Annotated in this window: 12 protein-coding genes; 5 read left to right on the top strand and 7 right to left on the bottom strand. The window is 67.7% G+C overall.

Translation table 11 applies throughout. From position 1 onward, the window contains the following. Positions 1 to 40 precede the first annotated feature (40 nt). Complete coding sequence (locus M9M90_RS16920) at positions 41 to 1,219, top strand: serine hydrolase (RefSeq protein WP_254834408.1); 1,179 nt, start codon at positions 41 to 43, stop codon at positions 1,217 to 1,219. On the opposite strand, the gene M9M90_RS16925 is transcribed toward M9M90_RS16920, so the two are convergent. Then, positions 1,216 to 1,863 (bottom strand): TetR/AcrR family transcriptional regulator, encoded by a 648-nt coding sequence (locus M9M90_RS16925; protein WP_254834409.1) that lies wholly within the window; start codon positions 1,861 to 1,863, stop codon positions 1,216 to 1,218. The two genes, M9M90_RS16920 and M9M90_RS16925, sit on opposite strands and share 4 nt — an antisense overlap. Positions 1,864 to 2,003: 140 nt before the next feature. Here M9M90_RS16925 and M9M90_RS16930 point away from each other — a divergent pair, with 140 nt between their 5' ends. Beyond that, complete coding sequence (locus M9M90_RS16930; protein ID WP_254834410.1) at positions 2,004 to 3,311, top strand: tetratricopeptide repeat protein; 1,308 nt, start codon at positions 2,004 to 2,006, stop codon at positions 3,309 to 3,311. A gap of 17 nt (positions 3,312 to 3,328) precedes the next feature. Here the strand turns inward: M9M90_RS16930 and M9M90_RS16935 are convergent, their stop codons facing one another. After that, the gene (locus tag M9M90_RS16935; RefSeq protein ID WP_254834411.1) at positions 3,329 to 6,751 is read right to left on the bottom strand and encodes an indolepyruvate ferredoxin oxidoreductase family protein; all 3,423 of its coding nucleotides are present in this window, start codon (positions 6,749 to 6,751) and stop codon (positions 3,329 to 3,331) included. Between the two features lie 141 nt (positions 6,752 to 6,892). Here M9M90_RS16935 and M9M90_RS16940 point away from each other — a divergent pair, with 141 nt between their 5' ends. After that, on the top strand, positions 6,893 to 7,390 hold the full coding sequence (locus M9M90_RS16940; RefSeq protein WP_254834412.1) for an Lrp/AsnC family transcriptional regulator: 498 nt from the start codon (positions 6,893 to 6,895) through the stop codon (positions 7,388 to 7,390). Positions 7,391 to 7,417: 27 nt separating this feature from the next. Here the strand turns inward: M9M90_RS16940 and M9M90_RS16945 are convergent, their stop codons facing one another. Both M9M90_RS16945 and M9M90_RS16950 read right to left on the bottom strand, forming a co-directional pair. After that, positions 7,418 to 8,113 carry a VIT family protein gene (locus M9M90_RS16945; RefSeq protein ID WP_254834413.1) on the bottom strand — a complete coding sequence of 232 codons (696 nt, stop codon included), beginning with the start codon at positions 8,111 to 8,113 and terminating at the stop codon, positions 7,418 to 7,420. Between the two features lie 38 nt (positions 8,114 to 8,151). Continuing rightward, entirely contained in the window at positions 8,152 to 8,703 is a 552-nt protein-coding gene (locus M9M90_RS16950; protein ID WP_254834414.1) for a cytochrome b, read from the bottom strand. A gap of 139 nt (positions 8,704 to 8,842) precedes the next feature. Here M9M90_RS16950 and M9M90_RS16955 point away from each other — a divergent pair, with 139 nt between their 5' ends. Next, a complete protein-coding gene (locus M9M90_RS16955; RefSeq protein WP_254834415.1) occupies positions 8,843 to 9,739 on the top strand; it encodes a pirin family protein in 897 nt (298 codons plus the stop codon). 75 nt (positions 9,740 to 9,814) lie between these two features. After that, the gene (locus M9M90_RS16960) at positions 9,815 to 10,432 is read left to right on the top strand and encodes a glutathione S-transferase family protein (RefSeq protein ID WP_254834416.1); all 618 of its coding nucleotides are present in this window, start codon (positions 9,815 to 9,817) and stop codon (positions 10,430 to 10,432) included. A 168-nt stretch (positions 10,433 to 10,600) separates the two neighbouring features. On the opposite strand, the gene pgsA is transcribed toward M9M90_RS16960, so the two are convergent. The 3 genes from pgsA to uvrC all read right to left on the bottom strand — a co-directional run bounded on the left by pgsA (position 10,601) and on the right by uvrC (position 13,463). Then, complete coding sequence (gene pgsA, locus M9M90_RS16965) at positions 10,601 to 11,227, bottom strand: CDP-diacylglycerol--glycerol-3-phosphate 3-phosphatidyltransferase (protein ID WP_254834417.1); 627 nt, start codon at positions 11,225 to 11,227, stop codon at positions 10,601 to 10,603. Between the two features lie 23 nt (positions 11,228 to 11,250). Further along, positions 11,251 to 11,529, bottom strand: a complete 279-nt coding sequence (locus M9M90_RS16970) for a hypothetical protein (RefSeq protein ID WP_254834418.1) — start codon at positions 11,527 to 11,529, stop codon at positions 11,251 to 11,253. Between the two features lie 65 nt (positions 11,530 to 11,594). Further along, the gene (gene uvrC, locus M9M90_RS16975) at positions 11,595 to 13,463 is read right to left on the bottom strand and encodes an excinuclease ABC subunit UvrC (RefSeq protein WP_254834419.1); all 1,869 of its coding nucleotides are present in this window, start codon (positions 13,461 to 13,463) and stop codon (positions 11,595 to 11,597) included. Between the last annotated feature and the right edge of the window lie 7 nt (positions 13,464 to 13,470).

Raw genomic sequence — 13,470 nt, forward strand, 5'->3', positions numbered from 1 at the left:
TCTAGCCTCACCTTAACGAGACAAGACGGGGAGCGGGACGATGCGACGGATGAGGCTGGCCCTGGCGGCCGTGGCGGCGGTCTTGATTCCGGCGGCGGCGCTCGCCCAGGCTTCGCCGCCCCCGGCCGGCGCCTCGATCCTGATGTGGAGCCCCGAGCAGCAGCAGGCCGGCTACAAGGCCATGGAGACCCTGGCCGCCCACGAGGTGGTCAAGCGCGGGCCCACGGTCTTCCCACTGCCGGCAGGGGCGCCGCTCGACCCGAAGCTCAAGATCGCCGGGACGCCGCACGACATCGAGAGCTTCATGGCGGCCTACCGGGTCTCGGGCCTACTGGTGATCAAGGACGGCCAGGTGCGGCTGGAGCGCTATGGCCTGGACCGCAAGCCTGCCGACCGCTGGACCTCGTTCTCGGTGGCCAAGTCGGTGACCTCGACCCTGGTGGGCGCGGCGATCCAGGACGGCTTCATCAAGAGCCTGGACGACCCGGTGACGACCTACATCCCCGAGCTGAAGGGCGGCGGCTATGACGGCGTGACCGTGCGCCAGCTGATCACCATGACGTCGGGCGTGAAGTGGAACGAGGACTATACGAGCCTCGACTCCGACGTGGCCAAGGTGGGGCTCTCGGTCATCGAGCCGGGCGTCAATCCGGTGGTCAGCTATATGCGCCGCCTGCCCCGCGACGTGCCGCCGGGCTCGAAATTCCACTACTCCACCGGCGAGACCGACCTGGTGGGGATCCTGGTCTCCAAGGCGGTGGGCAAGCCGCTCTCGCAGTATCTATCGGAGAAGATCTGGGCGCCGTTCGGCATGGAGCAGGACGCCATCTGGGTGGAGGACGTGGCCGGCCATGAGCGCGGCGGCTGCTGCATGTCCATGACTCTGCGCGACTATGGCCGGATCGGCATGTTCATCCTGGGCGGCGGCAAGGCCGGCGGAAAACAGGTGGTCCCCGAGGACTGGACCGCCGAGGCGACGCGCTCCCACGTCCTGGTCAATCCGGCCCATCCCGAATACGGCGGCTACGGCTATTTCTGGTGGATCAATCCCGCCGTGGGCTCCTACGAGGCCCAGGGCATCTTCGGACAATCGATCACCACCTTCCCCAAGGATGGTCTGGTCATCGTGGTCAATTCCGCCTGGCCCGCGGCCGACACCCCTGAGCTGAACGCCGCGCGCGACCGGCTGACCGCGGCCATCCGCGCGGCGGTCCGCTAACCGCCGAAGGTCAGGCGGATCTGGTCGCGATAGAGCAGCAGGTCGCGGGCGACCACGTTCGGGTCGCCCAGGGCCTTGGAGACGATCAGCGCCTGCGATGTTGTGCCGAACACCCCGTCAGCCAAGCCGACCAGGTCCGTCGGCAGTCTCGGGGGATAGGTTTCGGCGATCTCCTCCAGCCAGGCGAGGAAGGTCTTGCGCCAGGCCAGCACGCCCTCGGTGTTCATCCGGGTGACCTCGCGGTCGAAGGCCTGGTCCTGGAAGGTGATCGTCGCCACCAGGCAGCCCGGATGGTTCGTCACCATGTCCGACATCGCCTCGGCATAGAGCTTGATGAAGACCAGATAGGCGTGCAGCGGGTCGGACGACAGCTCCCGCGCCCGGGCGATGAGGGTCTGCTGGAAGACCTCGTTCTCGGCGTGGAACCGCTCCAGGATCTGACGGGCGAGGTCGTTCTTGTCGCGGAAATGGTAGAAGAAGCCGCTCTTGGTGATGCCCGCCTCGGCCACCAGCTCCTCGATCGAGGTGGCGCTGAAGCCTTTGCGGATGATCGCGTCATAGGCGATGTCCAGCAGGCGCTCGCGGGTTCGCGCGCCTTTCGACTGCACCGTCGGTGTGGTTTTCTCGAGCGGCTGGCTGGCCAATGGAAGAAGCCCCGGGCGGGTGAAGACCCAAGCCCTTCAGATAACACGAAAATCCGAGGCCGGCCAAAACCGACCGCGCATCCGCTAGAGACCGGCGAGGCAACGAAATACCTCTCCTCCCCCCAAATGAGGAGAAACCAATGCAACAGAAAGACCAGGCAGGCCTGATCCTGACCGGCGCGAGCCCGATGGCCGCACAATCCTACCGCGAGGCGCTGAGCCTTTATCACCGCATGGGTGGCGATCCCTTCATGCTGCTGGAGGAAGCCCTCGCCGACAGCCCCCGCTTCATCATGGCCCATGTGCTCAAGGCCAACCTGATGCTGGTCGGGACCGATCCCGAGACCATGATGGGCGGGATCGCCGCCCTGGAGACGGCCAAGACCCTGGCCGGCACCGACCGCGAGCGCGGCCACGTGGCCGCCCTGGCCAGCATCGCCGCCGGCGAGATCCGCGACGCCGGGCGCATACTCGAGGACCTGTCCATCGAGCATCCGCGCGACCTGCAGGCCCTGCAGGCCGGCCAGCTGATGGACTTCCTGCTGGGCGACTCGCGCATGCTGCGCGACCGCATCGCCCGGGTCCTGCCCCACTGGTCGGACGCCATGCCCGACTATCACGCGGTGCTGGCCATGCTGGCTTTCGGCCTGGAGGAAAGCGGCTTCTACGGCCGCGCCGAGGCGGCGGGCCGCCGGGCCCTGGAGCTGCAGCCGCTGGACGCCTGGGCCCAGCACGCCGTGGCTCACGTGATGGAGATGCAGGACCGGCGGGCGGACGGGATCGCGTTCATGCGCCGCGAGAGCACCGGCTGGCAGCAGGACAGCTATTTCGCGGTCCACAACTGGTGGCATCTGGCCCTCTTCCACCTGGGTCTGGGCGAAACCGATGAGGTGCTGCGGCTCTATGACGGCCCGATCTATGGCGAGGCCTCCACCATGGACTTCGACAAGCTGGACGCGGCGGCCATGCTCTGGCGATTGAAACTGCTGGGGGTCGATGTCGGCGACCGCTGGAACCCGCTGGCCGACGTCTATGAGCAGGGCATCCTCGGCATGTCGGCCTTCTCCGACGCCCACGCCATGATGGCCTTCGTCGGCGCCGGCCGCGCGGAGGGCGTCAAGGCGGTGCTCGCTGCGCAGGACCAGGCCCTGGCGGCGCCGGGCGACAACGCCGCCATGGTGCGCGATGTCGGCCTGCCCCTGATCCAGGCCATCGCGGCCTTCGACGCCGGGGCCTTCGCCACCGCGGCCGATCGGCTGCGCGGGATCCGCAACCGCTCCGGCCGGTTCGGCGGCAGCCACGCCCAGCGCGACCTGATCGACCTGACTCTCATCGCCGCGGCGCGGCGGGGCGGCGACGGGCGGCTGGAGAAGGCCCTGCTCGCCGAGCGCGCCAACGCCAGGCCGCTGTCGATCGGCGACGAGGCGCTGCTCAGCCGCGCGGCCTGAGGATGGAGGCGGCGGCCTTAAGCCGCCGCCTTCTCCCACTCGGCCCACAGCTTGGCCTCATCGGCCTTGGCGACCTTCACCGAGGCGTCCTTGATGTGGCCGTAGCCGCGGATGGCCTGTGGCACGGCGGCGATCCTGATCGCGGTCGGCAGGGTCTTGGCGGTGAGGCCCGCCAGGACCTTGTCGAGACCCGCCTGATAGTCGGCGATCAGGCGCCGTTCCATCCGGCGCTCCTCGGTGTGGCCGAAGATGTCCAAGGCCGTGCCGCGCAGGCCCTTCATCTTCGCCATGACCGGGAAGCCGTAATCCACCATCCAGCCGCCGAACTGGATCTTCTTCGGCTTGCCGTCCGGCCCCTTGGGCGCGAGCAGCGGCGGAGAGAGCCAGACCTTGGTCTTGCCGCCCTTGAAGGTCCCTTCGCGCTCGGCGGCGAACCGGCCGTCGGTATAGAGCCGGGCGACCTCGTACTCGTCCTTGTAGGCCATCAGCTTGTAGAGATTGGTCGCCACCGCGCGCGTCAGAGCCTCGGAGCCGAACATGGCCTCGGCCTTGGCGACCTGCTCCACCCGTTCCAGGTAAAGCCTGGCGTAGGCGTCGTTCTGGTAGGCGACCAGCTCGCGGCCGCGATGGGCGATCAGGTCGGCCAGCGGCATGGTCTCGGGCGTCGGGACGTCGGCCTCGGCCGGGCCCCGCGCGGCGGGATCGTGCGCCACCCGCCGGCCCAGTTCGAAGGCCTGGAGATTGGCCTCGGCCTGGACGCCGTTCAGGCGGATCGCGCGGTAGATGGCCCGCGAGGACAGCGGCACCAGACCCTTCTGCCAGGCGAAGCCGACCATGATCATGTTGGCGTAGATGGCGTCGCCGAAGGTGGTCTCGGCCAGGTGGTGGGCCGGGCATTCGTCATAGGACCTGGTGGCCGCCTTGATCCGACCCGACATGCTCTTGGAGTCGAAGCGCACGTCGCGGTCGGTGACGAAATCGGCGGTGGGCGAGAAGTCCTCGTTGCCGCAGGCCACGGTGCGGTCCTTGGCGTAGAGGGCGAGCGCGTCGGCGCCGGCCGCCGAGAGGATGTCGCAGGCGATCAGCACGTGGGCGCTGGCCGCCGGGACGCGCCCGCCGACCACGCTGTCCTCGGTCTCGCCGATCCGCACGTGGGAGAAGACCGCCCCACCCTTCTGGGCGAGGCCCGTCATGTCCACCACCGACGAGGCGCGGCCGTCCACGTGGGCGGCCATGGCCAGGATCGAGGCGACGGTGGTCACGCCCGTGCCGCCGATGCCGGTGAAGACGATGTTGCGCACGCCTTCCAGGGGCTCGAAGGTCGGCAGCGGGGTGGAGTCGGCCGTCAGGGCCGGCATCGCCTTGGCGTGGGCGTTCTCGCCGCCTTCGATGGTGACGAATGAGGGGCAGAAGCCTTCGAGGCAGGAATAGTCGGTGTTGCAGCTCGACTGGTTGATCTTCCGCTTGCGGCCGAACTCGGTGTTCAGCGGCTCGACGGAGACGCAGTTGGACTTCTTCGAACAGTCGCCGCAGCCCTCGCAGACCAGGGGATTGATGAACACGCGCTTGGTCGCGGTCTGCATCTTGCCGCGCTTCCGCCGCCGCCGCTTTTCGGTGGCGCAGACCTGGTCATAGAGCATGACCGTGGTGCCGGGCGTGTCGCGCAGCATCTTCTGGACTTCGATCAGCTCAGAACGCGGGCGCACGTCCACGCCGGGGGCGAGGTCCTTCACATCGTCGTAGCGATGCGGGTCGTCGGCGACGATCACGGTCCTCGCCACGCCTTCGGCGGCGAGCTGGCGGGTGATCTGAGCCGGGGTGAAGCCGCTCTCGGCCGCCTGTCCGCCGGTCATGGCCACCGCGTCGTTGAACAGCAGCTTGTAGGTGACATGGCTGTTGGCGGCGATGGAGGCGCGGATCGCCAGGGAGCCGGAGTGATTGTAGGTGCCATCGCCCAGGTTCACGAACACATGCGGTTCGGTGGTGAAGGGGGCGGACCCCACCCAGGTCAGGCCCTCGCCGCCCATGTGGCTGTTCAGGTCGGTGGAGGGGTCCGAGAAGCTGGCCATGTAGTGGCAGCCGATCCCGGCCAGGGCTCGGGAGCCTTCCGGCAGGCGGGTCGAGGTGTTGTGCGGGCAGCCCGAGCAGAAGAACGGCTTGCGCTGCTGCTCCGCCGCCAGGGTCACGGCGGCCATGGAGGCGGCGGAGACGCGGGAGAGGTAGTCGTGGACCCGCTCCATGTGGGGGCCGGGGGGAAGGCGGTCGGCGATGGCCAGGGCCACCTCGGCCACGGACAGGGCCCCAAGTTCCGAGAGCAGGGCGTGGCCCTGCTCGTCGGTCTTGCCGACGATCTTCGGCCGCGCATGGGCCGGCAGGTCGTAGAGGGCGGCGCGGGCCTGGGTCTCGATCAGGGGGCGCTTGTGCTCGACGACCATCATGGTCTCGAGACCGGCGGCGAAGGCGCGCAGGCCGGTCGGCTCCAGCGGCCAGGGCATGCCGACCTTATAGATGGCGACGCCGAGGTCGGAGGCCTGCTGGCTGGTGATGCCCATGGCCGCGAAGGCCTCGATCACGTCCTTGTAGGCCTGGCCCTGGCAGACGATGCCCAGGCGCGGCCGGTTCGAGCCCAGCATGACCCGGTCGATGCGATTGGCGCGGGCGAAGGCGAGCGCCGCCGGGATCTTGAGCGTCCGCAGCCGGCGCTCCTTGTCCAGGGGCTGGTCCTTCAATCGGATGCCGACCCCGCCGGCCGGGAACTTGAAGCTGGCCGGAACCACGATCTTGTGGCGGTCCAGTGAGATGTCGATGGTGACGCCGGAATCCATGGTGTCGGCCAGCGCGATCAGACCGACCCAGAGGCCGGAGAACCGCGACATGGCGATTCCCATCAGGCCGTAGTCCAGCACCTCCTGCACGTCGGCCGGTGACAGCACCGGCATCTCGAAGTCCTGGAAGGCGAACTCCGACTGCGACGGCAGGGTGGAGGACTTGCAGGTGTGGTCGTCGCCCGCCACGGCGAGGACGCCGCCCTTCGGCCAGGTGCCGGCGAAGTTGGCGTGCTTGAAGGCGTCGCCCGTCCGGTCGACGCCGGGGGCCTTGCCGTACCACATGCCGGTGACGCCATCGAACTTGGCGCCAGGGAACAGATTGGCCTGCTGGCTGCCCCAGACGGCCGTGGCCGCCAGGTCCTCGTTGAGGCCTTCCTTGAAGACCACCTGGGCTTCCTCGAGGAACTTCTTCGCCCGGCCGGCCTGTTGATCCAGGCCGCCAAGCGGGGAGCCACGGTAGCCCGAGACAAATCCGGCGGTGTTCAGGCCCGCGGCCGCATCAAGGCGCCGCTGGTCCATCATCACCCGGAGGAGAGCCTGGACCCCGGTGATGAAGACGCGACCATCTTTGAGCAGGAATTTGTCGTCGAGCGTCACATCTGCGTGGCGCATAGCAATATCTTTCCTTTTCGGCTCCCTAGTGCCAATAGAAGATCATATAAGTGCCATGCAATTGCTTGCTAAAGGCGTGCCCCCCGCCATGGGTTCCGGGGCAAGAATGACGCTCATATGCGCCGTATGAAGGAGGAAAACTTGTCCGAGGCCCTCGACGCCGTCGATGCCAAGATTCTGGACCTGATCCAGCATGACGCCGGCCTTTCGGTCGCCGAGATCGCAGAACGGGTCGGCTTGTCCTCCAGCCCGTGCTGGCGGCGCATCAAACGCCTGGAAGATTCAGGCGTCATCCAGCGCCGGGTGACCATCCTGGACCGCGAACTGCTGGGCCTGGGCTTCGAGGTCTATTGCACCGTCAAGCTGTCGCTGCCGACCAAGGACAACCTCGACGCCTTCGAGACGGCCATCGGCAAGCTGCCGGAAGTGGTTCAGTGCGCCACCGTCACCGGCGCGGCCGACTACGAACTGCGCATCGTCACCCGCGACATGCACGCCTTCGACGACTTCCTGCGCGAGAAGATCCTGTCGCTGGGCCTGGTCTCCAATATCGAGAGCCGCATCGTCATCCGCTCGGTGAAGCACACCACCGCCGCGCCCCTCGGACTGATCAGCCCCTATGTGAGCTCGCACGGCTGACCCGAGGGCCCCCTGTCGGGGGCCGGCTCAGGCCGCGACGCCGAAGATCGCGCCCACGCCGGCGGTGAGCGCCATTGCGAATCCTCCCCAGAAGGTCACGCGGACGATCGCTTTCAGCAACGGCGCGCCCCCCGCCCGCGCGCCCACGCCGCCCAGCAGCGCGAGGAACGCGATCGAGGTGGCCGACACGACCGGCACGACGATTGGGGACGGGGTCACCATGGCCGCGACGAGCGGCAGCGCCGCGCCGCCGGCGAACATCAGGGCCGAGGTGACGGCCGCTTGAATGGGCCTAGCCGTCGTCGCGGCCGATATTCCGAGCTCGTCCCGGGCATGGGCGCCCAGCGCATCCTTCGCCATGAGCTGGGTGGCGACTGTCCGTGCGAGTTGCGGCTCGACACCGCGATCGGCGTAGATCCGGGTGAGTTCCTGCAATTCCAGCTCAGGCTGAGTGGACAGCTCGGCTGTTTCCCGCGCCAGGTCGGCCTTTTCCGTGTCGGCTTGGGAGCTGACCGACACATATTCGCCGGCCGCCATGGACATGGCGCCGGCCACCAGGCCGGCCACCCCCGCCACCAGGATCTCGCTGCGCCCCTGGGAGGCCGCCGCCACCCCAACGATAAGGCTGGCGGTCGAGACGATGCCGTCGTTCGCCCCCAGAACCGCGGCGCGGAGCCAGCCGACTCGCTCGATCAGGTGAAATTCTCGGTGCAGACGGCTCATCGATCCCCCAACAGCTGGCCGGTGATACGACCGGGTCCCTACGTCTTGCGGACCCAGAGCATCCTCTGGAGCGTCCGATCGCGGTCGAAGACCAGGTGCTTGAGCGCACCGGCAACGTGAAGGGCGACCAGCGGCCAGAAGAGTTTGGTCGCCGCCCCGTGCACTTCCTCGCACAACTCATGCAGCCAGGCGACGCGGTTCGGGAACGGACTGGGGATGGAGAAGAGGTCGAACACCTCTAGTGGGCGGGTCGTGGACCAGACGGCCAGCGGGCCGGTGATGATCAGGACTGCGATCATCGCCAGGAACAGGCCTTGAACCCCCGCGGCGAGAATCCGGAGCCATCGGTTGCGTTCCAGTGGCGCGGGCGAAGGCTGGGACGCTGACCACAGCAGCCGCGCCGCAAGAAACGTGAACAGCAGGACGCCCACCGACACGTGCAGGTTCTGAGCCGCGAGCTTCTCCGCCCTGTCGGCGGCTTCCTCCATCTGCTCGCCCAGAAGATAGAGCGCCAGGACAGATGCCGCGCTGATCCAGTGAAGGGTGATGGCCGCCCAGCCATAGGCTGTCTTGGAATTCGAGAGGGACATATTCCTAGGCATCATGCCGGAAGCCGCCCGCGCCTTGATCTCGCGCAAATCGGCGTCACCTTGGCGATCCGGGCCTCGGCGCCTTCTCCGCGCCGCCCCGACCGGGCAATGTCGGTTGGCAGATAGCTGGAGCCCCACCATGATCGACCTTGTCATCGACCAGCGGCGCAAGGACCTGGGCGGGTTCGAGGTCGGCCGGGTCTTGCCCCATGCCAGGCGGCGGATGGTCGGCCCCTTCATCTTCTTCGACCACATGGGCCCGGCCCGGTTCCAGGCTGGCTTCCCGGCGAATGTGGACGTGCGGCCGCATCCGCATATCGGGCTGTCGACCCTCTCCTACCTGTTCGAGGGCGAGATGACCCACCGCGACTCGGTGGGCGTCACCCAGCCGATCCGGCCGGGCGAGGTGAACTGGATGACTGCGGGCTCGGGCATCACCCATTCCGAGCGGTTCGAGACCCTGCGCGCGCAGGGGGGATTGATGAACGGCATCCAGGCCTGGATCGCCCTGCCGGTCGAGGATGAGGAGACCGCCCCCAGCTTCGACCATTACGCTCCCGACCTCCTGCCGACCTATGAGGCGAACGGGATGTGGGCGCGCCTGATCGCCGGCCAGGCGTTTGGCGCGAGTTCGCCCGTCAAGACCCACTCGCCGATGTTCTACGTCCACTGGGCGCTGAAGCCCGGCGCCCAGGCGGAGCTGCCGGCGGAATATCCCGAGCGCGCGGCCTATGTGGCCCAGGGCCTGGTCGAGGTCGACGGACGCCAGTACCACGAGGGCCAGATGCTGGTGTTCGAGCCCGGCCGGCCGGTGCTGTTCACCGCGGTCAACGACGCCATCGTCATGCTGCTGGGCGGCGAGCCGATCGGGCCGCGGTTCATCGACTGGAACTTCGTATCCTCGTCCAAGGATCGCATCGAGCAGGCCAAGTCCGACTGGCGCGCCGGACGGATGAAGCTGCCCGACGCCGACCACGACGAGTTCATTGCCCTGCCCGACGAACCGCCGCCGGCCCAGGCGAACCCGATGTCGTGAGACGGCGGAAAGGGGCTTGAACGCCCTGGGGTAAGCTTGCTTTGAATGCGGCCAACCAGATCCTGGGAGGACAGCATGAAACTCTACTCTTCCATCGGCCCCAATCCGGCCGTCGTGGCGATGTTCCTGGCCGAGAAGGGCGTCACCCTCGACACGGTCAAGGTCGACATCATGGCCGGCGAGAACCGCCAGGCTCCCTACATGGAAAAGAACCCGGCGGGCCAGTCGCCCTGCCTGGAGATGGACGGCGGCGGCCATCTGTCCGAGATCATCCCGATCTGCGAATACCTGGAAGAAAAGTTCCCCACCCCGCCGCTGATCGGTACGACGCCGGAAGAGCGCGCGGAGACCCGCATGTGGCTGCGTCGCATCGACCTCAATATCTGCGAACCGCTCGCCAACGGCTTCCGCTACGCCGAGGGCCTGCCCCTGTTCCAGAGCCGCATGCGGACCATCCCCCACGCTGCGGCCGACTTCAAGGAACTGGCCCAGGAGAAGCTGACCTGGCTTGACGGTCTGATGAGCGGCAAGACCTGGGTGGCTGGCGAGCGCTTCACCCTGGCCGACATCCTGCTGTTCTGCTTCGTGGAGTTCGGCGCCACGGTCGGCCAGCCGCTCAACCCCGACAATAAGAACATCGTCGCCTGGATGGAGCGGGTGAAGGCGCGGACGCCGGCCAAGACGCCGGCGTAGCACCGAGGTTCTAGATCCTCCCCCAGCGCGCAGCGCGATTTGGGGGAGGTGGCGCGTCGCCCTCTTCGGCGACGTGACGGAGGGGGCTGAAGCTCGCGAGCAAGAGTCAAGGTCCCCTCGGTCAGCTTCGCCGACTGCTCCCCCAGGAGGGGGAGCATCCTTTGGGTGTCAGGCTTGAGCGCTCAACGCCTTGCGCGTCTGTTCCCAGTACTGGGCGCCGGTGATGAGAGTGACAACCGTGGCCACCCACATCAGGGTGTGGGCGAACAGCGTCACCGGACTCTGGATGGCCGGATCGGCGGGCAGATCGAACGCGGCCCATGACGACGACAGCATCTCGGCGGCCAGCGCCGTGAGCTGCAGCGTGGTCTTCCATTTGGCGAGCAGGGTGACCGGCAGCTTCACTCCCTTGCCGGCGCCCACTTCGCGCAGGGCGCTGACCGTGAATTCGCGGAACAGCATCAGCCCCGCCGGCAGCACCACCATCGGCTGACCCCCCAGGGCCAGCAGGCCCAGGATCGCGCCGCAGACCAGCACCTTGTCGCCGATCGGGTCGAGGATCGCGCCCCAGACGCTGACGGCGTCCAGCTTGCGCGCCAGCCAGCCGTCGAAGAAGTCGGTGACCGCGGCGATCACGAACGACCAGAAGGCCCAACGCTGCAGGCCGAACTGCATCTCGGGCGTCAGGCGCTCGCTGACATAGGGCACGGCGCCCGCCGCCGCGGCCAGGGCCAGGAAGACGAACAGGGTGAGGACCAGCCGCAGCGAGGTCAGGATATTGGGAAGGGCTTTCATGTCGGTCCTAGGGCGCGCGTGACTCAGGTGGCCGGCGTCAGCTCGACCTTCTTAGACTGTTTTCCATAGATGCAGATTCGTTTGTCCGCGCCCTCTCGAAGCACGGCGATGCCATAGGCCTCGGTGCCCAGCGGGTGGACGATGACCTCGGGCGTCTTCATGCCCGTCGCCTGGGCCGCGGACAGACACCTGGCGGCGACGTCGGCGCGGAAGGCCGCCCAGGCGTCCGGAGAACTGGCCTGGCCCGCGACTGGCGCCAGGGTGGCCAAGGCCGCGATAGCGAGAATGGCGCGAGCGGACATGGGCGGTCTCCGACGGAACTGAGCTTCAGCTTACCGCAGCGTCCGGGCGGGCCAAATGTTCCCGCTCAACCCTTGCGGAAGTAATCGAAAATCCGCTGGGCCAGGGGCTCGCTGACCCCCTCGACCTTGGCCAGGTCATCGATCGAAGCCCGCGACACGCCCCGAGCGGAGCCGAAGGCGTGCAGCAGGGCGCGCTTGCGGCCGGGACCGACGCCCTCGATCTCGTCGAGGGGGTTCTTCTTGATGTCCATGGAGCGGCGGGTGCGGTGGCTGCCGTTGGCGAACCGGTGGGCCTCGTCGCGCAGCCGCTGCAGGTAATAGAGAACTGGCGACTTGGGCTCCAACATGAAGGGCGGCTTGCCCTCGATGAAGAACCGCTCCAACCCCGCGTCGCGATCAGGGCCCTTGGCGACCCCCACCACGGCGATGTCATCGACGCCCAGGTCGGCCATGACCTCGGTCACCGCGGCGAGCTGACCCGCGCCGCCGTCCACCAGGACCAGGTCGGGGCGTATCGCGCCCTCCCCGGCTTCCTCTTCCTTGACCAGGCGCGCGAAGCGGCGACGCATCACCTCCTTCATCATGCCGTAGTCGTCGCCGGGGGTGAGTTCGGTCCCCTTGATGTTGAACTTCCGATACTGGTTCTTCTGGAAGCCGTCCGGGCCCGCGACGATCATGCCGCCGACCGCGTTGGTCCCCATGATGTGGGCGTTGTCATAGACCTCGATGCGCTCGGGATTGCCGTCGAGTCCGAAGGCCTCGCACACCCCGGCCAGCAGCTTCGATTGGGCCGAGCTCTCGGCCATCTTGCGGCCCAGGGCCTCGCGGGCGTTGGTCAGAGCATGGTCGACGAGCTGACGCTTCTCGCCCCTTTGCGGGCGGTCGATGGTCACCTTGCGCCCGGCCTTCAGGCCGAAGGCCTCGCAGAGGAGTTCCCGCTCGGCCGGTTCGATGCTGGTCAGAATGAGCCGCGGGATCGGCTTGTCGTCGTAGAACTGGCCCAGGAAGGCGCTCATCACGTCCGGGTCCTCGTCGGATTTGTCGACCCGGGGGAAGTAGGCGCGGTTGCCCCAGTTCTGGCCGGCCCGGAAGAAGAACACCTGGACGCAGGCCTGGCCGCCCTCGGCGTGCAGGGCGAAAACGTCGGCCTCCTCGATGGTCTCGGGATTGACCTGGGTCTCCTGGGCGACGGAGGCCAGGGCCCGGATCCGGTCGCGCAGGCGCGCGGCGCGCTCGAACTCCATGTCGTCCGACGCGGCCTGCATCTGGTCCGAAAGGGTCCTCATCACCGCCCGGCTCTTGCCGCGCAGGAAGGCCTCGGCCTGGTCGACCAGGCCGCCGTAGTCCTCCAGGCTGACCAGACCCGTGCAGGGCGCCGCGCACCGCTTGATCTGGTGCAGCATGCAGGGCCGGGTGCGGCTTTCGTAGACGCTGTCCGAGCACGACCGCAGCAGGAAGGCCTTCTGCAGGGTGTTCAGCGTCTTGGTGACGGAATGGGCCGAGGCGAAGGGGCCGAAATAGTCGCCCTTGATGGTATGGGCGCCGCGGTGTTTGCGAAGCTGGGCGGCGGGATGCTCCCGCCGGATGACGATCTCCGGGAAACTCTTGTCGTCGCGCAGCAGCACATTGAAGCGCGGCTTCATCTGCTTGATCAGGTTGATCTCGAGCAGCAGAGCGTCGGTCTCGGTGCGGACCGTTACGAACTCCATCGACCGGGTCAGGTCGACCATTAGGGCGATGCGCTGGGTGTGGAAGCGGCCCTGGGCGTACTGCATCACGCGCTTCTTCAGCGAGCGGGCCTTGCCCACATAGAGGACCTCGCCATCCTCGCCGATCATGCGGTAGACGCCCGGGGCGTCCGGCAATCGACGGACCTCGTCCTTGATCAGGGCCGCGCCCTGAAGGGGCGCCGGGGTGGTGACATCGATGGCCATGGCGCAG

This window comes from Phenylobacterium sp. LH3H17, assembly GCF_024298925.1.
GTDB lineage: Bacteria > Pseudomonadota > Alphaproteobacteria > Caulobacterales > Caulobacteraceae > Phenylobacterium.

Excerpts from the sequence above, each read along its gene's own strand:
- M9M90_RS16920 (WP_254834408.1), top strand. The coding sequence starts at position 41 with ATGCGACGGATGAGGCTGGCCCTGGCGGCCGTGGCGGCGGTCTTGATT.
- M9M90_RS16930 (WP_254834410.1), top strand. The coding sequence starts at position 2,004 with ATGCAACAGAAAGACCAGGCAGGCCTGATCCTGACCGGCGCGAGCCCG.
- M9M90_RS16935 (WP_254834411.1), bottom strand. The coding sequence starts at position 6,751 with ATGCGCCACGCAGATGTGACGCTCGACGACAAATTCCTGCTCAAAGAT.
- M9M90_RS16945 (WP_254834413.1), bottom strand. The coding sequence starts at position 8,113 with ATGAGCCGTCTGCACCGAGAATTTCACCTGATCGAGCGAGTCGGCTGG.
- M9M90_RS16950 (WP_254834414.1), bottom strand. The coding sequence starts at position 8,703 with ATGTCCCTCTCGAATTCCAAGACAGCCTATGGCTGGGCGGCCATCACC.
- M9M90_RS16955 (WP_254834415.1), top strand. The coding sequence starts at position 8,843 with ATGATCGACCTTGTCATCGACCAGCGGCGCAAGGACCTGGGCGGGTTC.
- M9M90_RS16960 (WP_254834416.1), top strand. The coding sequence starts at position 9,815 with ATGAAACTCTACTCTTCCATCGGCCCCAATCCGGCCGTCGTGGCGATG.
- pgsA (WP_254834417.1), bottom strand. The coding sequence starts at position 11,227 with ATGAAAGCCCTTCCCAATATCCTGACCTCGCTGCGGCTGGTCCTCACC.
- M9M90_RS16970 (WP_254834418.1), bottom strand. The coding sequence starts at position 11,529 with ATGTCCGCTCGCGCCATTCTCGCTATCGCGGCCTTGGCCACCCTGGCG.
- uvrC (WP_254834419.1), bottom strand. The coding sequence starts at position 13,463 with ATGGCCATCGATGTCACCACCCCGGCGCCCCTTCAGGGCGCGGCCCTG.